Origin of the sequence: Streptomyces sp. NPDC002886 (assembly GCF_042888445.1) — a bacterium.
Classification (GTDB): domain Bacteria; phylum Actinomycetota; class Actinomycetes; order Streptomycetales; family Streptomycetaceae; genus Streptomyces.
Genome location: NZ_JBIAPV010000014.1, coordinates 236,022 through 256,682, shown reverse-complemented (window position 1 = coordinate 256,682; position 20,661 = coordinate 236,022). Strand labels below are relative to the sequence as shown.

The following is a 20,661-nucleotide window of genomic DNA, read 5'->3' as shown; positions in this document are numbered from 1 at the left end:
TGCGGCAAGCGGAGGGGCGAAAGTCGCTTCGGTGTGCGGTTCCACTCCACCAAGGTACCGGGCCGGGGGCGGGTGGGGCACTGGCCCGGGGCGGGGAGGCCGCGGCCGTGACGGGAGGCCCGGGACCTCGTTAAGCGGAGCGGGTGGGGCCTCGGGCAAAAAGCGGTCACGCGTTGGGGGTTGGCAGGCGATGGTGGTGCACCAGCACAGGCGAGGGCGCGCGGGTCGGGCTGCGGTCGCGGTCGGCCTGGCCCTGGCGGTGGCGGCGTTGAGCGGGTGCGGCGGCGACGCCGTCGCGGGCGATGACGGCCGGTCCGCCGCGGGCGGCGGGGCCGGCGACGACGGCCGGGCCTCCGGCGACCCGGCGGCCACGGTCCGCGCGGCCGCCGACGCGCTGGCCAGGACCGGGAGCGCGCAGGCCCGTACGGCCATGGAGATGGCCACGGGCGGCACCCGGGTCACGATCCGGGGCGAGGGCGGGGTCGACTTCAAGAACCGCATGGGGCAGCTGCTCGTCATGCTCCCCGACGACGCCAAGGGCAAGGCCGAGCACCGGCCGATCACCGAGCTGCTGGTGCCCGGCGCGCTCTACATGAAGAACCGGGGCGCGGGCGTCCCCGCCGACAAGTGGGTCCGCGTCGACACGACCGCCCTGGCCGACGGGAACCTCGTCACCGGCGGGGCCACCGACCCGATGGCCGCCGCCGAGCTGCTGCGCGGGGCGCAGGAGGTGACGTACGTCGGCGAGACCGAGGTGGGCGGGACCAAGGTGCGGCACTACCGGGGTACGACCGATATCGCGCGGGCCGCGGCGCAGGCCTCACCGGCGGTGAAGGGGGCGCTGGAGGCGGCGGCGAAAGGGTTCGGCAAGGACGCGGTGCCGTTCGACGCCTACCTCGACTCCGAGGGACTGCTGCGGAAGGTCCGCCACCGCTTCACCTACGTCAACGATGGCGTGATCGATGTGTCCTCCACCACGCTGCTCTACGGCTTCGGGACCCCGGTCACCGTCGTATTGCCCGCCGAACGGGACATTTACGCCGGGAAGATCGCCGATTAGCCGGCCGGGGCCCCCGGGGGCGGCGCGATCGGGTCATGGCGCGGTAGCCGGAAATGGTCCATCCGTGTCATGCGCGCCGCGCCGCGCGCTCCCTACGCTGAGAAGCCGAGCGCCGGCGACCGGACGACGGCAGATTGAGGTGACTCGCGTGACTCCCGCAGGCGGTTCGACGGTGCAGGACCTCGTGGCTCTCGCCGAGATCGAGCTGTGCGGAGAGTTGATCATCGCGGCGTCGGCCGTGGCCGAGGAGAGGCTCAGCCAGGACCGGATCGACGAGGTGCTGATGGGCGTGTGGTCCGGCTGACCTCCCCTGTTCCCCGGGCCGGGGCCGGGGCCGCCCTTCCTGCGCATCGGTCAGGTGCGCAGCAGCCGGGCGATCGCCTTCGTCGCTTCCTCGACCTTGGCGTCGATCTCTCCCCCGCCCTTGAGGGCCGCGTCGGCGACGCAGTGCCGCAGGTGCTCCTCCAGTAGCTGGAGCGCGAAGGACTGGAGCGCCTTCGTGCTCGCCGAGACCTGCGTGAGTATGTCGATGCAGTAGACGTCCTCGTCGACGAGGCGCTGCAGCCCGCGGATCTGGCCCTCGATCCGGCGCAGGCGCTTGAGGTGCTCGTCCTTCTGGTGGTGGTAGCCGTGCACCGGGGCGGCGGCCGTGTCGGCAGCCGTGTCCGTGGTGGCTCCGGAGCCCTCCGCCTGGATGGCAGTCATGCGTCCTCCCGTGGTCCGGAATGGGGGACCTATACCCCTCATGGGTATAGGGTACCGGCCCCCGGCCGAAGGGGCGGGGGCTCGTGGTCCTCACTCTGCCTGATGGAGGACACTGGGGAACGGCCGGTTAGCCGTGGCCGGGGGATGCGCCTAGCATCAGCCTGACCGAATCCAATGCACCCCGAGGACCTCACGTGCGATTTCGTCTGACCCCCAGGGAGACGAGCTTCTACGACATGTTCGCCGCATCCGCGGACAACATCGTCACGGGCTCGAAGCTCCTCATGGAACTGCTCGGAGCGGACTCCTCCGCCCGGGTCGAGATCGCGGAGCGGATGCGGGCAGCGGAGCACGCGGGAGACGACGCGACCCACGCGATCTTCCACCAGCTCAACTCCTCCTTCATTACGCCGTTCGACCGCGAGGACATCTACAACCTGGCGTCCTGCCTCGACGACATCATGGACTTCATGGAGGAGGCGGTCGACCTGGTCGTCCTCTACAACGTGGAGGAACTGCCCAAGGGCGTCGAGCAGCAGATCGAGGTACTGGCGCGCGCGGCCGAGCTGACCGCCGAGGCCATGCCCCACCTGCGCACGATGGAGAACCTGACCGAGTACTGGATCGAGGTCAACCGCCTCGAGAACCAGGCCGACCAGATCCACCGCAAGCTGCTCGCCCAGCTCTTCAATGGCAAGTACGACGCCATGGAGGTGCTGAAGCTCAAGCAGATCGTCGACGTGCTCGAAGAGGCGGCCGACGCGTTCGAGCACGTCGCGAACACGGTGGAGACCATCGCGGTCAAGGAGTCCTGAACCTCGTGGACACCTTCGCTCTGATCGTGACCATCGGTGTCGCGCTCGGCTTTACGTATACGAATGGTTTTCACGACTCCGCGAACGCGATCGCGACCTCGGTCTCGACCCGTGCGCTGACCCCGCGCGCGGCGCTGGCGATGGCCGCGGTCATGAACCTCGCCGGTGCCTTCCTCGGCAGCGGGGTCGCCAAGACGGTGAGCGAGGGCCTGATCGAGACGCCCCACGGCAACCGGGGCATGTGGATCCTCTTCGCGGCGCTCGTCGGCGCGATCGTGTGGAACCTGATCACCTGGTACTTCGGCCTGCCCTCGTCCTCCTCGCACGCGCTGTTCGGCGGCATGGTGGGCGCGGCGCTGGCGGGCGGTACGGAGGTGCTCTGGTCGGGAGTGGTCGACAAGGTCGTCATCCCGATGTTCGTCTCGCCGGTGGTCGGCCTCGTCGTCGGTTACCTGGTGATGGTCGCCATCCTGTGGATGTTCCGCCGGGCCAACCCGCACAAGGCCAAGCGCGGTTTCCGCATCGCGCAGACGGTGTCGGCGGCCGGCATGGCCCTCGGCCACGGTCTGCAGGACGCGCAGAAGACCATGGGCATCGTGATGATGGCCCTGGTCATCGCCGACGTGAACAGCGCGGGCGACGAGATCCCGGTCTGGGTCAAGATCGCGTGTGCCGTGATGCTCTCGCTGGGTACGTACGCGGGCGGCTGGCGCATCATGCGCACCCTCGGCCGCAAGATCATCGAGCTGGACCCGCCGCAGGGCTTCGCGGCGGAGACCACCGGTGCCTCGATCATGTTCGGATCGGCGTTCCTCTTCCACGCGCCGATCTCCACCACCCACGTGATCACCTCGGCGATCATGGGCGTGGGCGCGACCAAGCGGGTGAACGCGGTCCGCTGGGGCGTCGCCAAGAACATCATCCTGGGCTGGTTCATCACCATGCCGGCCGCGGCGCTGGTCGCGGCGCTCAGCTTCTGGGTGGTCAACCTCGCCTTCGTGTGACCGTAGGCGCTTTGCTCGTCGTACACGAGCACCCCAGTGCGCCCCGCCGGATCGGCTGATCCGGCGGGGCGCACTGGCATGTGGGGGCGGGCGGCTCGGGTCAGCCCTCGAAGCGGTAGCCGAAGGTGGAGGCTCCGGCGGCGCCGCCGAGGTGGGTCAGGCCGAAGCGGGTGGCTCCGGTGCCGGTGAGGCCGGTGGCGGGCGCGGTGGCGAGGTTCCAGACGCGGCCGGTGTAGCCGTCCTCGCCGTTGCCGCCGACGTAGACCTCGGGCTTGCCGTTCTTGTCCGTGTCGATCGCGGCGATCGCGGAACCGAAGTGGTCTTCGTTTTCGGAGGCGCTGGGGATGCCCACGGTGTTCTGGGTGAGGGTCTTCGCGCCGGTGGTGGTGATGCCGGTCTTGCTGCCGCGCAGCACGGTGAGGGCGCCGGCGTGAGCGGTGGTGGCCGCGTCGTCGCCGGTCTCGTACGAGGCGCCGATCAGCAGGTCCGCGAAACCGTCGCCGTTGAAGTCCGCCGTGTCCTCGGCCAGGGGCTTCGCCGGGGCGGCGGGTGCGGCCGTGGCGGGGGACAGTCCGGTGACGGCCGGTACGGCCGCGGTGCAGGCGGCCGCCGTCAGGTAAGTGGTGCTACGCAAAGGATCCCCCCGGTGTCCGGCGGCGGCCTCAAGGGCCGCATCCGGTACGCGACTCGTTGTTGGCGTACGTATGACCGACGAGCGGGGGACAGGGGTGATGTGATCCGGGCCACTCGCCGCGGTGGGGGTGCGGGGCCGGGAAAAGGAAGCGGGCCGGTTCCCCCCACCCAGGGGGAACCGGCCCTTTTCTTTCTTTCGCCTTGCGGTGGCACCGCCATGCAGCACCGCAGGACGCTTGTTCACATCTCGGTTTAGCCGAAGCGGCCCGAGATGTAGTCCTCGGTCGCCTGCACGGACGGGTTCGAGAAGATCCGGTCCGTGTCGTCGAGCTCGATCAGCTTGCCGGGCTGGCCGACCGCGGAGAGGTTGAAGAAGGCCGTGCGGTCGGAGACGCGCGCCGCCTGCTGCATGTTGTGCGTCACGATGACGATCGTGAAGCGCTCCTTGAGCTCGCCGATCAGGTCCTCGATGGCGAGGGTGGAGATCGGGTCGAGGGCCGAGCAGGGCTCGTCCATCAGGAGGACCTGGGGCTCGACCGCGATGGCGCGGGCGATGCACAGGCGCTGCTGCTGGCCGCCGGAGAGGCCGGAACCGGGCTTGTTCAGGCGGTCCTTGACCTCGTTCCAGAGGTTGGCGCCCTGGAGGGACTTCTCCACGATGTCCGAGAGTTCGGACTTCTTGAAGGAGCCGTTCAGGCGCAGGCCCGCCGCCACGTTGTCGAAGATCGACATGGTGGGGAAGGGGTTCGGGCGCTGGAAGACCATGCCGACCGTGCGGCGGACCGCGACCGGGTCCACGCCGGGGCCGTACAGGTTCTCGTCGTCCAGCAGCACCTTGCCCTCGACGCGGCCACCGGGGGTGACCTCGTGCATGCGGTTCAGGGTGCGCAGGAAGGTGGACTTGCCGCAGCCGGAGGGGCCGATGAAGGCCGTCACGGAGCGGGGCTCCACGGTCATCGAGATGTCGTCGATGGCCTTGTGGGTTCCGTAGAAGGCGGACAGTCCGCTGACGTCGATTCGCTTCGCCATGGTGGTCACTTCGCTTTCAGTGGTCGCGTCAGCGACCGGTCTTGGGGGCCTTCCAGCGGGCGATGCCGCGAGCCACCAGATTGAGGATCATGACGAAGGCGATCAGGACGAGGGCTGCGCCCCAGGCCCGGTCGTAGGAGGCTTCACTGCCGACCTTGTACTGCTCCCAGATGTAGAGGGGGAGCGAGGACTGGGCGCCTTCGAAGGGGTTGTTGTTGATCAGCTGGGTGCCGAAGACCAGCAGCATGATCGGGGCGGTCTCACCCGCGATGCGGGCCACGGCCAGCATCACGCCGGTGGCGATGCCGCCGATGGCCGTGGGGATCACGACCTTGAGGATCACGCGCCACTTCGGCACACCGAGGGCCAGGGCGGCCTCGCGCAGCTCGTTCGGGACGAGCTTGAGCATCTCTTCGGTGGAGCGGACCACGACGGGCATCATCAGGATCGACAGGGCCAGGGATCCGGCGAAGCCGGAGGGGCCGAAGCCGAGCATCAGGGTCCACGTCGTCAGGATGAACAGACCCGCGACGATGGAGGGGATGCCGGTCATGACGTCGACGAAGAAGGTCACGGCCTTGGCGAGCGGGCCCTTGCCGTACTCGACCAGGTAGACGGCGGTCAGCAGGCCGATGGGGGCCGAGATCGCGGTGGCCAGGGCGACCTGCTCGATGGTGCCGAGGAGGGCGTGGTACACGCCGCCGCCGGGCTCGAAGGAGGTCACGCCGTTCATCGAGTGGCCGAGGAAGTCCCCGTTGAGGACCTTCATGCCGCGGCTGATCGTCGTCCACAGCAGCGAGAGCAGCGGGACGAGGGCGAGGGTGAAGCAGACCCAGACGACGGAGGTCGCGACCCGGTCCTTGGCCTGGCGGCGGTTCTCGACGATCGAGCTGGCCGTGTACGTGATGACCACGAAGAGGAGGGCTGCCAGCAGACCCCACTGGATCTTGCTGTGGAGCCCGAGGACGGCGCCGAGGGCGCATCCGAGGGCGACCGAGAGGACGGCGATGCCGGCCGGGGCCCAGCGGGGCAGGTGGCCCTGCGTCAGGCTGCTGGGGGCGACGGACTGGCGGTCCCGGGAGGGGCGCGGGTCCTGGAGTGCGTGGCTCATCAGGCGTTCGCCCCCGAGAAGTCCTTGCGACGGGCGATGATCAGCCGGGCGGCGCCGTTGACCAGCAGGGTGAGCAGGAAGAGCACGAGACCGGAGGCGATCAGGGCGTCGCGGCCGAACTCGTTGGCCTCGTCGAACTTCGCGGCGATGTTCTGCGCGAACGTGCCGCCGCCCGGGTCCAGGATGTGGCCGGAGATCAGGAAGCTCGGGGAGAGGACGGTCGCGACGGCCATGGTCTCGCCGAGCGCGCGGCCGAGGCCGAGCATCGAGGCGGAGATGACTCCGGAGCGGCCGAAGGGCAGGACCGACATCCGGATGACTTCCCAGCGGGTCGCGCCGAGGGCCAGTGCGGCCTCCTCGTTCATGCGCGGGACCTGCAGGAAGACCTCGCGGCTGACGCTGGTCACGATCGGCAGGATCATGATCGCGAGCAGGATGCCGACGGTGAAGAGCGAGCGGGCGACGCCGACCTGGGTCTTGTCGAAGACGTAGGTCCAGCCCATGTACTCGTCGAGCCAGAGGTTCAGGCCGGCGAGCTGCGGGACGAGGAAGAGAGCACCCCAGATGCCGTAGATGATCGACGGCACGGCGGCCAGCAGGTCGATCACGTAGGCGAGCGGGGCGGCCAGCTTGCGCGGCGCGTAGTGCGAGATGAACAGGGCGATGCCGACAGCGATCGGAACCGCGATGGCCATCGCGATGATCGAGCTGACGACGGTGCCGAAGAGCAGGACGGCGATGCCGAAGACGGGAGGGTTGGCCGACGCGTTCCAGTCGAACGTGGTGAGGAAGTTCCCCTCGTTCTTCGACAGTGCGATCGAGGCGCGGTAGGTGAGGAAGACGGCGATCGACGCCATGATCACCAGGAGCAGGATGCCGGAGCCCTTGGAGAGGCCCGCGAAGATCTTGTCACCGGCGCGGCCGGTGGACCTTCCGCTCTTGGAGACCGGCGGAGCCGTGTCTATCTGGGTGGGTGTGGTGGAAACCATGATCTTTCCGGTCTGAATGGGGGGCAGGCCCCCTGGCGGCGGTGCACCGGATCCCCTGGGTGGAGGGGAGGGTCCCCGGGCCGGTCCGCTCCCCGGACGGGGGGAGCGGACCGGTGGTCCCGGGGGTCTGGATCAGGCGAGCTTCGCGATGACTTCGCGGACCTTGGCGTTGATCTCGGCCGGGATCGGCGCGTAGCCGTTCTCGGAGAGGACCTTCTGGCCGGCGTCGGAAGCGGTGTAGTTCAGGAAGGACTTCACGGTCGGGAGCGTCTCGGCCTTGTTGCCCTTGTCGCAGACGACCTCGTAGGTCACCAGGACGATCGGGTAAGCACCCTCGGCCTTGGTGGCGTAGTCGAGCTTGAGGGCCAGGTCGTCGCCGGTGCCGGAGATCTTGGCGGCGGAGATGGCCTTGGAGGCGGTCTCGGAGGAGGCCTTGACGGGAGCGGCGGCGCCCGTGTTCAGGTCGACCGTCTTGATGCTCTGCGCGGAGGCGTAGGAGAGCTCGAAGTAGCCGATGGCGCCGTCGACGGCCTTGACCTGTGAGGCGACACCGGAGGAGCCGGAGGCGCCGAGGCCACCCGGGGCCGGCCACTTCTTCGCGGCTTCGTACGTCCAGGCCTCGGGAGCGGCGGCCTTGAGGTACTTGCCGAGGTTCTCGGTGGTGCCCGAGTCCTCGGAGCGGTGGAAGTGCTGGATGGGGGTGGCGGGAAGCGTGACGCCGGGGTTCAGCTTCTTGATCGCCTCGTCGTCCCACTTCTTGATCTTGTCGTTGAAGATGTTGGCGATCGTGGTGGCGTCCAGCGTCAGCTTGTCCACACCGGCGACGTTGAAGCCGAGGGCGATGGGGCCGCCGACCATCGGAAGGTCGATGCCCTGACCGCCGGTGCAGATCTTCTTCGACTCGACGACGGCCTCGGGCTTCAGCGCGGAGTCCGAGCCGGCGAAGCCGACGGTGCCCTGGTTGAAGGCGACGATGCCCTCACCGGAGGAGGAGGACTTGTAGTTCACCTCGACGCCGGGGCAGGCGGCCATGTACGCCTTCACCCAGAGCTCGATCGCGTTCTTCTGGGCGGAGGAGCCCGAGGCGAGGAGCTTGCCCTTGGCGCCGTCGCACTTGATGTCGCCCACGGCGGCGGAAGGCTTGCCCGAGGCGGTCGCGTCGGTCTTGGTGTTGTCGTCCGAGCCGCACGCCGTGAGGACCAGGGCGCCGGACACGACGAGCGCCCCGAGGGCGGAGGCACGAAGCATGTTCTTGCGCTGAAGCTTCACTTTCGGGTGTTTCCTTCCAGAAGCCGCCGGCCGCTTTCTGAATCGGGGCGGCGTGCGAAGAGGACTACGTCGGTTGCCCGGAGGAATCGTCCGCCTTCGCGGTGACTCGCTCCCTGCATCTCCGAAGTTAGGCAGATCAGGTGAAGCGGCCGACCGGGGTAAGTGAACGGATGGTGAACCGTGGCGGGCGGGGTGGTGCGTCGGGGTGGTTTCGGCATCCGGCGTCATCTCCCGTTATCCCGCCGTTACCGATGCGTGACCGTCGGGGGGCGTGCGGTGCCGCAGCCCCGGTCCGTCCGAGTCAGACCCCGGCGTGGCTGGAACCGGCCGGTTGCCACAGGTGCTGGAAGGTGGCGCGGGAGGCTTCGACCTCGTGGCGCTGGTCCGCGTGCAGGACGCCCAGGGCATACGCCGTGGCCGGGGCGATGCGGGGGGTACGGGCGGCCGTGGCCGAGGCTGCCGCCGCCTCGGCGGCGTCGCGGTGGCGGGTCAGGGCCTCGCCCGCGACCGTCAGGCGGGCCACGTCGCCGCCCAGGGCCTCCTGGGCGTAGCGGTGGACGCGCAACAGGCGGCGCACCTCGTTCCAGGCGCTGTCGTGGTCCGCGTCGTACGGGTGCGAGGGCGAGGGGGCCGGCAGGGAGTGCACCGCCGTGGACAGGCGGGAATGAGCCACCTCGGCCAGGGGCACCAGGACCTGGTCGACCCGCCCCCGGGCCGCTACGGGGTCCAGCGGGACCTCGGAGGCCAGCACCGCCACCGCGTCCGCGACCGCGTGGAAGCGGGAGGAGCCCAGCGCCTGCAGGGTCGCGGAGTGGGCCCGGGTCCGGGCCAGGGTCAGCTGGCGTTCCAGCAGGGCGCCCGCGCGGGCCGAGCCCACGGTCAGCGAGCCCGCCGTCCCGCGCGGAGCGGGTACCTCGGGACTTCCCGACAGCCGCTGCAGGGCGTCCATCAGCCGCAGCAGCCGGGCCGCGTACGCGTGCTCGTCGGCCAGGGTCGCCGAGAGCCACACCAGCTCGGTGCGCAGCGAATCCGCCCAGGAGGAATCGGCCGCGGCCCTGAAGGTGGACAGGGAGCAGGAGATCCGGCGCGCGGCCCCCCGCAGGCTGCGCGCCGCCTCACTGCCCTCGGCACCCCCGTTCGCGGAGCCCTCCTCGTGCAGGCGCAGGCCCCGCAGGAAGGCGGTGGCCTGCGCGCGCAGGTACGTACCGAGTACGGTGCCTGCCGTCGTCGCGGTCAGGTCATGGTTTGGCTGAGCCACGCCGGCGCCTCCGGGCGTCAATGAGCATCTCCTGAACGTGCCGCAGCGGCTGGCCCTCGCTGTCCGTGCTGTGCCGGGTCCATTCGCCGTCCGGGCCCAGGTGCCAGGAGGTGGTGGCGTCGGACATGCCGGTTTCCAGCAGCCGGTCCAGTGCCGCGCGGTGGGCCGGGTCGGCGACCCGGACCAGTGCCTCGATACGGCGGTCGAGGTTGCGGTGCATCATGTCTGCGCTGCCTATGTACACCTCGGGTTCGCCGCCGTTGCCGAAGGCGAAGACCCGGGAGTGCTCCAGGAAGCGGCCGAGGATCGAGCGGACCCGGATGTTGTCCGAGAGCCCGGGGACACCGGGGCGGATCGCGCAGATGCCGCGGACCCAGATGTCGATGGGCACGCCCGCCTGCGAGGCCCGGTAGAGGGAGTCGATCAGTGCCTCGTCGACGATCGAGTTCATCTTGAGGCGGACGTACGCGGGGCGGCCCGCCTTGTGGTGCGCCGCCTCCTTGTCGATCCGGGAGATCAGGCCGTCGCGCAGCGAGCGCGGGGCCACCAGCAGCCGGCGGTAGGTCTCGCGGCGCGAGTAGCCGGACAGCCGGTTGAACAGGTCCGAGAGGTCGGCGCCGACCTGCGGGTCCGCGGTGAGCAGGCCGAGGTCCTCGTAGAGCCGTGCCGTCTTGGGGTGGTAGTTGCCGGTGCCGACGTGGGAGTAGCGGCGCAGCGTGTCGCCCTCCTGGCGGACGACGAGCGACAGCTTGCAGTGGGTCTTGAGGCCGACGAGGCCGTAGACGACGTGGCAGCCGGATTCCTCGAGCTTGCGGGCCCACTTGATGTTGGCCTGCTCGTCGAAGCGGGCCTTGATCTCGACGAGTACGAGGACCTGCTTGCCGGCTTCGGCGGCGTCGATCAGGGCGTCCACGATCGGGGAGTCGCCGGAGGTCCGGTACAGCGTCTGCTTGATCGCCAGGACGTCCGGGTCGGCGGCCGCCTGCTCCAGGAAGGCCTGCACGGAGGTGGAGAAGGAGTCGTACGGGTGGTGGAGCAGTACGTCGCGTTCGCGCAGCGCGGCGAAGATGTCGGGCGCGGACGCGGACTCGACCTCGGCCAGGTCGCGGTGCGTGCCGGCGACGAACTTCTTGTACTTCAGCTCCGGGCGGTCCAGGGAGGCGATCCCGAAGAGGGCCGTGAGGTCGAGGGGGCCGGGGAGCGGGTACACCTCGGACGGGTTGACCTTCAGCTCCTGCACGAGCAGGTCCAGGACCCCGGGGTCGATGGACTCCTCGACCTCCAGGCGCACCGGCGGGCCGAAGCGGCGCCGCATCAGTTCCTTCTCGAGGGCCTGGAGGAGGTTCTCCGCGTCGTCCTCCTCCACTTCGAGGTCCTCGTTGCGGGTCACGCGGAACATGTGGTGCGCGAGCACCTCCATGCCCGGGAACAGCTCCTCCAGGTGCGCGGCGATGACGTCCTCCAGCGGGACGTAGCGCTGCGGGGAGGCCTCCAGGAAGCGGGAGAGGAGCGGCGGGACCTTGACGCGGGCGAAGTGGCGGTGGCCGCTGACGGGATTGCGTACGACCACGGCCAGGTTCAGGGACAGGCCGGAGATGTACGGGAACGGGTGCGCGGGGTCCACGGCCAGCGGGGTGAGCACCGGGAAGATCTGGTTGCGGAACAGGGTGAAGAGGCGCGCCTGCTCCTTCTCGGTGAGGTCGGGCCACCGGATGAGGTGGACGCCCTCCTCGGCGAGCTGGGGGGAGATGTCCTGCTGGAAGCAGGCGGCGTGGCGGGCCATGAGCTCGCGCGAGCGGGTCCAGATCTGGTCCAGCACCTCACGGGGCTGGAGGCCTGAGGCCGAACGGGTGGCGACGCCGGTCGCGATGCGGCGCTTGAGGCCGGCGACGCGGACCATGAAGAACTCGTCGAGGTTGCTCGCGAAGATCGCCAGGAAGTTCGCGCGCTCCAGGAGGGGCGTCGTGGGGTCCTCGGCGAGCTCCAGGACCCGCTCGTTGAAGGCGAGCCAGCTGCGCTCCCGGTCGAGGAAGCGGCCCGCGGGCAGCTCGCCGGTGTCCTTGTCGTCGTAGGCGTCCAGGTCCGCGTCGAGATCCGGTTCCAGGTCGACGTGCGGGCGGTGGGCGGCTATGGACCCCAGGCGGGCGTGGGCGCCGGTGGCGGCGCGCGCGGCCACGGCCTCGGGGGTCGCCGCGCGGGCGGCCGCGGCGGCGGAGATGTCGGCGGCCGACGGCGCGGACGGGGACGCGAACTTGTTCGGCGGCTGCTGGGTGGGTACCTCGGAGGGGGCTGCGCTGGGCTTGTGGCTCATGACTCCATTCTTCCGCGTACGCGGAAGGACAGGCGCGTCGGACGGGTCGGCCGTCAGTCGGAGTCGGGGCTGCATTGCGTCAGCTTCGCGACCGCGCATTAATGCCCGGTTAATGGCGTATGGCTTCCAGGGTCCGGGCTGGGGTCGTCTGATGTCGTCCGTGGGCGGGAGGGCCCGCGGCCTGCGGGTGCGTGGGGGCGGGGGGTGATCTAGCGTCGGTAGGAGGGAGGGATGTCCTGCCGAGCCGGTCCGGTACGGGGACCGGGCCCGGGCCGTACGCCGGCCGCGGGTGCTCGGCGCCGTTCCCGCGGGCAGGTCCGTGCCCGGGCCGCGCGGTGATGCCCGAGAGCAGGTACCTCCCATGCGCACGTCGACCCGTATCGCCGGTGTCCTCGCCGGTCTGTCCCTCGCCCTCGGTGGCGCCTCCCTGGCGGCCCCGGCCGTGCACGCGGCCCCGGCCGTCCACGCGGACGTCTCGGCCTGCATCAACCAGGTCGAGCGGGAGCTGCACGGCGGTGAAGCCCCGGCGTCCGTCCGCGCGTCCTGCTCCATCGCGCTGAGCGGCGACCAGGACGCATGCGTGTCCGGTCTGACCGGGGGCGCCGGTGTGACCAAGGGGACCGCGGAGACCGCCTGCAAGCTGGGCGCCGAGTAGGACCCCGCCTCTGGCCCGACGGGGGCGGGCCAGAGGCGCCGGTCAGCTCTCCGTGCGGTACATCAGGTCCACCTCGTGCGTGGAGAAGCCGAGGCCCTCGTACACGGCCAGGGCCGCCGGGTTGTCGGCGTCCACGTAGAGCATCGCCGTGGGCAGGCCCGCCGCGGCCAGGTGGCGCAGCCCGATCTCGGTGAGGGCCTTGCCGAGGCCGCCGCCCTGCGCGCCGGGGCGTACGCCGAGGACGTAGACCTCGCCCAGCTGCTGCTCGGCGTGCACCTTCGTCCAGTGGAATCCGATCAGTTCGCCGTCCCGCTCCGCGAGGAAGAAGCCCGCGGCGTCGAACCAGGGCTGCGCGATGCGGTCGTTGAGGTCCCGCTGCGTGAGCGAGCCCTGCTCGGGGTGGTGGGCGAAGGCCGCCGCGTTGACGGCCAGCCAGGCGGCGTCGTCGGCGCCGGGCACGAAGGTGCGTACGGTCACGCCGGCGGGCAGGACGGCCTCCGGCAGGGGGGCGGCATCCGCGCCGAGCGGGCGGCGGAGCTGGCGCAGTTCGCGGAACAGGGTCAGGCCGAGCACCTGCGCGAGGTGCCGGGCCGCTGACTTGCCGCCGTGCGCCCACACCCGGATCCGCTTGCCCGAGGCGGCCAGCAGGGCGGTGCCCAGCGCCCGCCCGTGGCCGCGCCCGCGCAGCGCGGGGTGGACGACGAGCTCGGCGGCGGGGGCCTCCACCGGGTCGGTGTCCTCCAGTTGCCCGTACCCGGTGAGCCGCCCTTCGGCGGTGAGGAGCAAGTGGCGGATCCCCTCCCTGGCCCCGCCGCGCAGCTGGAGCCGGCCCTGCTCGGACACGGCGGTGGTGCCGTCGGTGCGGGCCGCGTCCTCGATCAGGGCGAGGACGGCGTCGGCCTGTTCGTCCGTCAGTTCGTCGAGGGTCTGGATCTGCCGTCCCGGCTCCAGGATCACTGCTGCGTCGTCAGTCATGGAACCGAGCCTACGACCACGCCGGGGGCCCGGCGGGGTGCGGCCCGGACGGGTGGCGGGACTGCCGCGCGGTCGGCCCCGCCGACGGCCTGCCGGCAGGGCGGTGAGCGGCCGCGCCGACGGTGTGCGAACCGTCTCGTCGAGGCCTCGGTCGTCGGCTCCCCGTCGGTTGTGTGTAACCAGCTCGATACCCGGTACCCCTGTCGCGCTACGCGCGTTGACTCTAGGCTCGGGCAGACCTCCCGAGATGTATCGCTGTCCGCAAAGGGGAACAAATGTCAGCGACGCCACAACGGCACCGCCGAAACCGCCGGTTGGCCCTCTCCGCCCTCGCCGTGGCCACGGCCGGCGGTGCGATGATCGCCGCCGCCCTTCCGGCCGGAGCCGCGAGTGGTGACGGATACGGCCAGGACCACGGCCGCACCGTCGACGTACAGCTGCTGTCGTTCAACGACCTCCACGGCACCCTGGAGCCCCCGCAGGGCTCCTCGGGCAACGTGACCGAGCGTCAGGCCGACGGCACCACCAAGGCCATACCCGCGGGCGGTGTCGAGTACCTCGCCACCGGTCTGCGCGAGGCCCGCAAGGGCCACAAGTACTCCGTCACCGCCGCGGCCGGTGACATGATCGGCGCCAGCCCGATGGTGTCGGGGCTCTTCCACGACGAGCCTGCCATCGAGGCGCTCAACGACCTCGACCTGGACGTGACCAGCGTCGGCAACCACGAGTTCGACGAGGGCAAGACCGAGCTGCGCCGCATGCAGTACGGCGGCTGTCACCCGGTCGAGGGCTGCTTCGAGTACGGCAAGGAGTTCGGCGGCGCCGACTTCAAGTACCTCGCCGCGAACGTGGTGGACGAGAAGACCAAGCGTCCGATGATGAACCCCACCTTCATCTGGAAGAAGGGGGACGTGAAGATCGGCTTCATCGGCGTCACCCTGGAGGGCACCCCCGACATCGTGACCGCCGACGGGGTCAAGGGCCTCAAGTTCGGTGACGAGGTCGAGACGATCAACAAGTACGCCGAAGAGCTGAACAAGCAGGGCGTGAAGTCGATCGTGGCCCTCATCCACGAGGGCGGCCTGCCCGCGAGCGGCGCGTACAACTACGACTGCAACGTGCCGGGCGCCGGCGCCGGTGTCTCCGGTGCCATCGTCGACATCGCCAAGAGCGTCTCGCCGAAGGTCGACGCCCTGGTCACCGGTCACACGCACCAGGCGTACGCGTGCAACATCCCCGACCCGGCGGGCAACCCGCGCACGGTCACCTCGGCCGCCTCCTACGGCCGGCTGTTCACGGACACCACGCTGACGTACGACCGCGCGACCAAGGACATCGTCCGTACGCCGGTGGCCTCGCCGCTGGTCGTCCAGAAGGTCGTCAACCGGGACCAGCCCAAGGCCCCGGACCTGACCGCGCTCATCCAGCGCTGGAACGCGCTGGCCGCGCCGATCGCGAACCGTCCCATGGGCTACATCTCGGCCGACATTCAGGGCCGCGGCTCGGAGGCGTACGAGAAGCCGCTCGGCGACGTGATCGCCGACGCGCAGCTCGAAGCCCTGGCCCCGGCGGCCAAGGGCGGCGCCCAGCTCGCCATCATGAACCCGGGCGGCATCCGCGCGGACCTGGCCTACAAGGCCGCCGGCGCCGAGGGCGACGGCGTGGTGACGTACGGGGAGTCGTACACGGTCCAGCCGTTCACCAACATGATGACGGTCGTCGACCTGACCGGCGCCCAGCTGATCACCGCGCTCCAGCAGCAGGTCAGCGGCCCGGTCAACGGGGTGAGCCCGAAGATCCTGCAGGTCTCCAAGGGCTTCTCCTACACCCTGGACACCACCAAGGCGGGCGCGGACCGCATCGTCGTGGGCTCGGTGAAGCTGAACGGCGAGGCCATCGACCCCGCCCGTACCTACCGGGTCGCGATGAACGAGTTCCTCGCGGGCGGCGGCGACGGCTTCGGCGTCCTGAAGGAGCACAAGAACAAGCTGGTCGGCGCGTCCGACCTGGACGCCTTCAACGCCTACCTGAGCGCGCACTCCTCGGCGGCGGCGCCGCTGGCCCCGCCGGTGGCGGACCGGATCACGGTCATCAAGTAGCACCTGAGCGAAGAAGGGGCGGCGGGCCACTGGCCCGCCGCCCCTTCGGCGTTCCCGGGGTCCTCAGCGCGTCGCAAGGAAGGCGCGGACGGCCTCGTGGAACTCCGCGGGGTGCGTGAACGGCAGGAAGTGGTCGCCGTCCAGGGGCGTGTACGAGGTCCCGGGCCGCCGGGTGACCATCGCGTCGGCCTGGGCCTGCGGCAGGGAGGTGCTGCGCGTGCCGTGGATCAGCAGGGCCGGGCAGTCGCTCGCGAGCCAGGCGGCCCGGTGGTCGCCGCGGCAGGCCTCGACGGAGTCGAGCATGTCCTGCGGGTGGAACGGCAGTCGCCAGCCCCCCTCGGGCAGCGGGCGCAGGGCCTGGGCCACGAACTGGGCGCCCACCGGCCCCGCCGCCTCGAGGAGTTCCTCGCGGGTGGGGGCGGAGTAGCGCATGGCTCGGAGGAAGGCCATCCAGCCGCTGTCGGCGGGGTCGATCTCCACGGCGGCTTCCGCGTTGACCAGCACCGAGATCCGCTCGGGGTGGGCGGCGGCCAGGTGGACGGCGTTGAGTCCGCCGAGCGAGTAGCCGAGGAGGGCGACGGGTGCGTCCAGGCCGAGGTGGTCGAGCAGGGCGACGGCGTCGGAGACGTAGCCCGCACGGCTGTAGTCGGCGGCCCGGTCGGAGTCCCCGTGGCCCCGCTGGTCGGGGGCGATGACCCGCCAGCTGTCGCCCAGGGCCTCGGCGAGCGGGGCGAAGGCGAGGCCCTCGGACATGCCGCCGTGCAGGGCGAGCAGCGGGCGGCCGGGCCCACCGAAGTCCAGGTAGGACAGGGTGCGGTCGTCGATCTTCAGCTCGTGGCGCATGGCGTTGCTCTCCCCGTGTGTGCTGGTCGGTGGGCGTGAGATCAGCCTGCCAGGATTTGGGCAAGCGCGCAATACGATTGTGTAGCGCGCTTGCCCAAAACTCTGCCGCGGATACGATCCCGGCATGGGAAATCGCGAGGACCTGCTGGCCGGAGCCCGGCGCTGCCTGGAGGAGAAGGGCTACCTCCGGACGACCGTGCGCGACATCGCCTCGGCGGCGCAGGTGAGCATGGCCGCGATCGGCTACCACTTCGGCACCCGCGAGGTGCTCCTCAACCAGGCGCTGTTCGCGGCCATGGACGAGTGGGCCGCGGGCTCGGGCCGGCTCACCGGGCAGGGCGGCACCGCACGGGAGCGCTACGCCGACACCTGGGACCGCAAGATCCGGGACTTCGGTGAGATGCGCTGGCTCTGGACCGCCTCCGTCGAGGCCTTCGTGCACGCGCAGTCCTCACCGGAACTCCTCGCGGTCCTGGCGGAGGGGCAGCGGCAGAACCGGCGCATGGTGGCCGCGCAGTTGAGCGGGGTCCCCGTCGAGGAGGTCGCGGAGGAGGACGTACGGAGCCTCGGATCGGTGCACATCGCGCTGCTGACCGGGGTCATGGTGCAGGTCCTGACCGACCCGGAGCACGCGCCGGACGGCCGGTCCCTCGCCCAAGGCCTGCGCCTGATGGCGGAGTTGCTCGAAAGCTGACGCTACCCGCGGGTAGTAATGCAGGGCTCCGCACGCCATAATCCAGGCCACCACTGGGTCGGCAAAGGGGCGGGCATGGGCGCGGGCGTAGGCGTGGGCGTGGGAGTGGGCACGGATACGGGCGCGGGCGCGCCCACGGGGCTGCGGCGGCGCAGCTTCCTGGCGGGGGCGGCGGCCCTGGGCGCCGCGGGCGCCGTGGCCGGGCTCGGCGCGGCGCCGGCGACCGCCGCGGGACTCTCCACCCAGGACTGGATGAGCGGGCTCGGCGACGCCACCCCCCTCCAGCGGATGACCATCCCCGGCACCCACGACTCGGGCGCCACCAGGGGCGGGCTCTACGTCGCCTGCCAGAACACCTCCATCGCCGACCAGCTCGGCTCCGGGATCCGCTTCCTCGACGTCCGCTGCCGGGTGACCGGCGGATCGTTCGCGATCCACCACGGCGCGTACTACCAGAACCTGATGTTCGGCGACGTCCTCGCCGCCTGCTGGAACTTCTTCGCCGCGCACCCCTCCGAGACCGTGCTGATGCGGCTCAAGCAGGAGTACTCCGAGGAGAGCGACGCCACCTTCCGCGCCGTCTACGACGACTACCTCAACAACCGGGGCTGGAGCCCGCTGTTCAAGGTCGCCGACTCGCTGCCCACCCTCGGCCAGATCCGCGGCAAGGTGCTGCTGCTGCCCGACAACGGCGGCCTGCCCGGCGGCCTGCGCTACGGCGACGGCAACGTCTTCGACATCCAGGACGACTACATGGCCGAACCCTTCGCCAAGCGCGGCAAGATCGAGAACCACTTCCGCAAGGCCGTCCAGCAGCCCGGCAAGTTCTTCATGAACTACACCAGCACCGCCGCGGCCCTGCCGCCCCGCTGGAACTCCGACCGTCTGAACCCCCAGGTGCACGCCTTCGTCGACGGCTCGGAGCTGTCCGGCCGGACCGGGCTCGGGATCGTCCCGATGGACTTCCCCAACACCCGCTCCGGCCTGGTCGCCTCACTGATCCGGCACAACTGACGCCTGCGCGGGCGGCGGAGTCGGCGCCCCCGGGATGCTGAGCAGCGCCTCGGTACCCGGGCCGCCGTCCGCCGGGGCGCGCAGGGCGGCCGTACCGCCCGCGCGCTGCACCGTACGGGCCACGATGGACAGGCCGAGGCCGCTGCCGGGCAGGGCCCGGGCGGACGGGGAGCGCCAGAAGCGCTCGAAGACGTGCGGGAGGTCGTCGGCCGGGATGCCGGGGCCGCGGTCCCGTACGGTCAGCTCGCCCGCGCGCAGCGACACGGTGACCGTGCTGCCCGGCGGGCTGAACTTCACCGCGTTGTCCAGGACGTTGACCACCGCCCGCTCGAGGGCCGCCGCCTCGCCGCGTACGTACCAGGGCGCCAGGTCCGAGTCGAACTCCAGCTCCGGGCCGCGCAGTCGGGCCCGGGACAGCGCCGTCCCCACGATCTCGTGCAGGGCCACCACGCCGAGCGGGCCGGGGGCGGCCGCGTCCGGGCGGGAGAGCTCCTGCAAGTCGCCGATCAGCGAAGCCAGTTCCGTCATCTGCGCCTTGACCGAGGCCAGCAGCTCCTTGCGGTCCTCGGGCGGGATGGCCCGGCCGGTCTCCTCGCTGCGCGCCAGCAGTTCGATGTTGGTGCGCAGCGAGGTGAGCGGGGTGCGCAGCTCGTGGCCGGCGTCCGCGATCAGCTGGGCCTGGCGCTCCTGGGACGAGGCGAGGGCGGCCGTCATGGAGTTGAAGGACCGCGACAGCCGGGCGATCTCGTCGTCGCCCTCGTCGGGGATCCGGACGGTGAGGTCCTCGGTACGGGCGATGTGCTCGACGGCGCCGGTCAGTTCGTCGACCGGGCGCAGGCCCGTACGGGCGACCCACAGGCCGGTCACGCCCGCGCCGAGGACGCCGACGCCGCAGACGAAGAGGAGGACCCAGGCCAGGGTGGACAAGGGTTCGGTGACGTCCGAGAGGGGCTTGGCCACCGAGATCGCAGCGTTCTGCACGTTCGGCCCGGAGGTCAGCTCGACCGGCTGGGTGTAGACGCGTACGGGCGTGCCGTCGGTGGTCTTGCCGTCGTACAGGATCGCCCCGCGCAGCCGCTTGGCCACTTCGAGGTCGTAGTCGGTGACCGGGAGGCTGTTCTTCCCGTCCACCCAGCAGCGGCCGCCCGTGGGGAGCACGATCTGCACCTGCGCGCTCAGGTTGTTCTCGTAGGGGCCGGGCACCTTGTCCTGGCACCTGATCTCGTTCAGCCTCTGGTTGGCCTGTGCTCCGGCGTTGGTGGAGCGCAGGGAGCTGTTCAGCTGGTCGTTCAGCTGCGTGCGGACCATGAACCAGCTCACGCAGGCGACCGCCGCCACGGCCAGCGCCACCGCGACGGTGACCAGCAGGGCGAGCCGCGACCGCAGCGGCAGCCCGCGGAATCTGGCGGCGGGGCTCACTCCGGACCGCCGGGGTGGTCTCCGGCCCCGGCCGCGCGCAGGACGTAGCCGACCCCGCGCACGGTGTGGACCAGGCGGGGCTCGCCCCCGGCCTCTGTCTTGCGGCGCAGGTACATCACGTACACGTCCAGGGAGTTGGAGCTGGGCTCGAAGTCGAAGCCCCATACGGTCTTGAGGATCTGCTCGCGGGTCAGGACCTGGCGCGGGTGCGCGAGGAACATCTCCAGCAGGGTGAACTCGGTACGGGTCAGCTCCACCGGGCGTCCGCCGCGGGTGACTTCGCGGGTGGCGAGGTCCATGCGCAGGTCGCCGAAGGTGAGGGAGTCCTCAGGCGCGCCCTCCCCGGGGGCGGGGGCGGCGTAGGAGCTGCGGCGCAGCAGGGCGCGGACGCGGGCGAAGAGCTCGTCCAGCTCGAACGGCTTGACCAGGTAGTCGTCGGCGCCCGCGTCGAGGCCGGTGACGCGGTCGCCGACCGTGTCGCGGGCGGTCAGCATCAGGACCGGCGTGGTGCTGCCGGCGGCGCGCAGCCGGCGGGCGGCCGTCAGACCGTCCATCCGCGGCATCTGGATGTCCAGGATGATCAGGTCGGGGGCGTACGCGTCCGCCTGGTCGAGGGCGTCGAGCCCGTCGACGGCGGTCTGCGTGCCGTACCCCTCGAAGGCCAGGCTGCGGCGCAGGGCCTCGCGTACGGCCGGTTCGTCGTCGACGACGAGGATGCGCTGCTGGTCGCCTTCGGCGCTCATACGGGGTCCCCCCAGGTGGTGGTCGGTCTCCTACC

General features: G+C 70.9%; 20 protein-coding genes. 8 read left to right on the top strand and 12 right to left on the bottom strand.

Going from position 1 to position 20,661, the window contains the following annotated elements; genetic code table 11:
- The first annotated feature begins 190 nt into the window (after positions 1–190).
- The gene (locus ACFYYB_RS39070) at positions 191–1,060 is read left to right on the top strand and encodes a hypothetical protein (protein ID WP_389442860.1); all 870 of its coding nucleotides are present in this window, start codon (positions 191–193) and stop codon (positions 1,058–1,060) included.
- A gap of 148 nt (positions 1,061–1,208) precedes the next feature.
- Positions 1,209–1,364 (top strand): hypothetical protein, encoded by a 156-nt coding sequence (locus ACFYYB_RS39065; RefSeq protein WP_250744641.1) that lies wholly within the window; start codon positions 1,209–1,211, stop codon positions 1,362–1,364.
- Positions 1,365–1,414: 50 nt separating this feature from the next.
- On the opposite strand, the gene ACFYYB_RS39060 is transcribed toward ACFYYB_RS39065, so the two are convergent.
- Positions 1,415–1,765 carry a metal-sensitive transcriptional regulator gene (locus tag ACFYYB_RS39060; RefSeq protein WP_389442858.1) on the bottom strand — a complete coding sequence of 117 codons (351 nt, stop codon included), beginning with the start codon at positions 1,763–1,765 and terminating at the stop codon, positions 1,415–1,417.
- A gap of 194 nt (positions 1,766–1,959) precedes the next feature.
- Here ACFYYB_RS39060 and ACFYYB_RS39055 point away from each other — a divergent pair, with 194 nt between their 5' ends.
- Complete coding sequence (locus ACFYYB_RS39055) at positions 1,960–2,580, top strand: DUF47 domain-containing protein (protein ID WP_388507743.1); 621 nt, start codon at positions 1,960–1,962, stop codon at positions 2,578–2,580.
- Between the two features lie 5 nt (positions 2,581–2,585).
- On the top strand, positions 2,586–3,584 hold the full coding sequence (locus ACFYYB_RS39050) for an inorganic phosphate transporter (protein WP_266878906.1): 999 nt from the start codon (positions 2,586–2,588) through the stop codon (positions 3,582–3,584).
- A gap of 100 nt (positions 3,585–3,684) precedes the next feature.
- Here the strand turns inward: ACFYYB_RS39050 and ACFYYB_RS39045 are convergent, their stop codons facing one another.
- From ACFYYB_RS39045 to ACFYYB_RS39015, 7 genes are all read right to left on the bottom strand, one after another.
- Complete coding sequence (locus ACFYYB_RS39045) at positions 3,685–4,218, bottom strand: FG-GAP repeat protein (protein ID WP_389442855.1); 534 nt, start codon at positions 4,216–4,218, stop codon at positions 3,685–3,687.
- A 251-nt stretch (positions 4,219–4,469) separates the two neighbouring features.
- Positions 4,470–5,246, bottom strand: a complete 777-nt coding sequence (gene pstB, locus ACFYYB_RS39040; protein WP_389442853.1) for a phosphate ABC transporter ATP-binding protein PstB — start codon at positions 5,244–5,246, stop codon at positions 4,470–4,472.
- A 28-nt stretch (positions 5,247–5,274) separates the two neighbouring features.
- A complete protein-coding gene (pstA, locus tag ACFYYB_RS39035; RefSeq protein ID WP_389442851.1) occupies positions 5,275–6,357 on the bottom strand; it encodes a phosphate ABC transporter permease PstA in 1,083 nt (360 codons plus the stop codon).
- Positions 6,357–7,346: a phosphate ABC transporter permease subunit PstC gene (gene pstC, locus ACFYYB_RS39030; RefSeq protein ID WP_389442849.1), complete on the bottom strand. Its 990-nt coding sequence runs from the start codon at positions 7,344–7,346 to the stop codon at positions 6,357–6,359. Before pstC ends, pstA begins: the two co-directional genes overlap by 1 nt.
- 132 nt (positions 7,347–7,478) lie before the next feature.
- Entirely contained in the window at positions 7,479–8,615 is a 1,137-nt protein-coding gene (gene pstS / locus ACFYYB_RS39025; RefSeq protein WP_389442847.1) for a phosphate ABC transporter substrate-binding protein PstS, read from the bottom strand.
- A 301-nt stretch (positions 8,616–8,916) separates the two neighbouring features.
- Positions 8,917–9,873 (bottom strand): CHAD domain-containing protein, encoded by a 957-nt coding sequence (locus ACFYYB_RS39020; protein ID WP_389442845.1) that lies wholly within the window; start codon positions 9,871–9,873, stop codon positions 8,917–8,919.
- Complete coding sequence (locus ACFYYB_RS39015; protein ID WP_389442843.1) at positions 9,854–12,184, bottom strand: RNA degradosome polyphosphate kinase; 2,331 nt, start codon at positions 12,182–12,184, stop codon at positions 9,854–9,856. Before ACFYYB_RS39015 ends, ACFYYB_RS39020 begins: the two co-directional genes overlap by 20 nt.
- A gap of 361 nt (positions 12,185–12,545) precedes the next feature.
- Between ACFYYB_RS39015 and ACFYYB_RS39010 the strand changes: the two genes are divergently transcribed.
- The gene (locus tag ACFYYB_RS39010; RefSeq protein ID WP_389442841.1) at positions 12,546–12,839 is read left to right on the top strand and encodes a hypothetical protein; all 294 of its coding nucleotides are present in this window, start codon (positions 12,546–12,548) and stop codon (positions 12,837–12,839) included.
- A 42-nt stretch (positions 12,840–12,881) separates the two neighbouring features.
- On the opposite strand, the gene mshD is transcribed toward ACFYYB_RS39010, so the two are convergent.
- Positions 12,882–13,814 carry a mycothiol synthase gene (gene mshD / locus ACFYYB_RS39005; RefSeq protein WP_389442839.1) on the bottom strand — a complete coding sequence of 311 codons (933 nt, stop codon included), beginning with the start codon at positions 13,812–13,814 and terminating at the stop codon, positions 12,882–12,884.
- A 275-nt stretch (positions 13,815–14,089) separates the two neighbouring features.
- On the opposite strand from mshD, the gene ACFYYB_RS39000 reads away from it, so the two are divergent.
- Positions 14,090–15,913, top strand: a complete 1,824-nt coding sequence (locus tag ACFYYB_RS39000; RefSeq protein ID WP_389442837.1) for a bifunctional metallophosphatase/5'-nucleotidase — start codon at positions 14,090–14,092, stop codon at positions 15,911–15,913.
- A gap of 63 nt (positions 15,914–15,976) precedes the next feature.
- On the opposite strand, the gene ACFYYB_RS38995 is transcribed toward ACFYYB_RS39000, so the two are convergent.
- On the bottom strand, positions 15,977–16,756 hold the full coding sequence (locus ACFYYB_RS38995) for an alpha/beta fold hydrolase (protein WP_389442835.1): 780 nt from the start codon (positions 16,754–16,756) through the stop codon (positions 15,977–15,979).
- A 124-nt stretch (positions 16,757–16,880) separates the two neighbouring features.
- Between ACFYYB_RS38995 and ACFYYB_RS38990 the strand changes: the two genes are divergently transcribed.
- Together ACFYYB_RS38990 and ACFYYB_RS38985 are read left to right on the top strand one after the other, a co-directional pair.
- Positions 16,881–17,450, top strand: a complete 570-nt coding sequence (locus ACFYYB_RS38990) for a TetR/AcrR family transcriptional regulator (RefSeq protein WP_389442833.1) — start codon at positions 16,881–16,883, stop codon at positions 17,448–17,450.
- A gap of 75 nt (positions 17,451–17,525) precedes the next feature.
- Positions 17,526–18,464 (top strand): phosphatidylinositol-specific phospholipase C, encoded by a 939-nt coding sequence (locus ACFYYB_RS38985; protein ID WP_389442831.1) that lies wholly within the window; start codon positions 17,526–17,528, stop codon positions 18,462–18,464.
- Here ACFYYB_RS38985 and ACFYYB_RS38980 read toward each other — a convergent pair.
- Together ACFYYB_RS38980 and ACFYYB_RS38975 are read right to left on the bottom strand one after the other, a co-directional pair.
- Positions 18,444–19,883, bottom strand: coding sequence for an ATP-binding protein (locus ACFYYB_RS38980; RefSeq protein WP_389442829.1), 1,440 nt, complete (start codon positions 19,881–19,883; stop codon positions 18,444–18,446). The genes ACFYYB_RS38985 and ACFYYB_RS38980 overlap by 21 nt on opposite strands.
- Positions 19,880–20,626 carry a response regulator transcription factor gene (locus ACFYYB_RS38975; protein ID WP_389442827.1) on the bottom strand — a complete coding sequence of 249 codons (747 nt, stop codon included), beginning with the start codon at positions 20,624–20,626 and terminating at the stop codon, positions 19,880–19,882. Before ACFYYB_RS38975 ends, ACFYYB_RS38980 begins: the two co-directional genes overlap by 4 nt.
- Positions 20,627–20,661 lie beyond the last annotated feature (35 nt).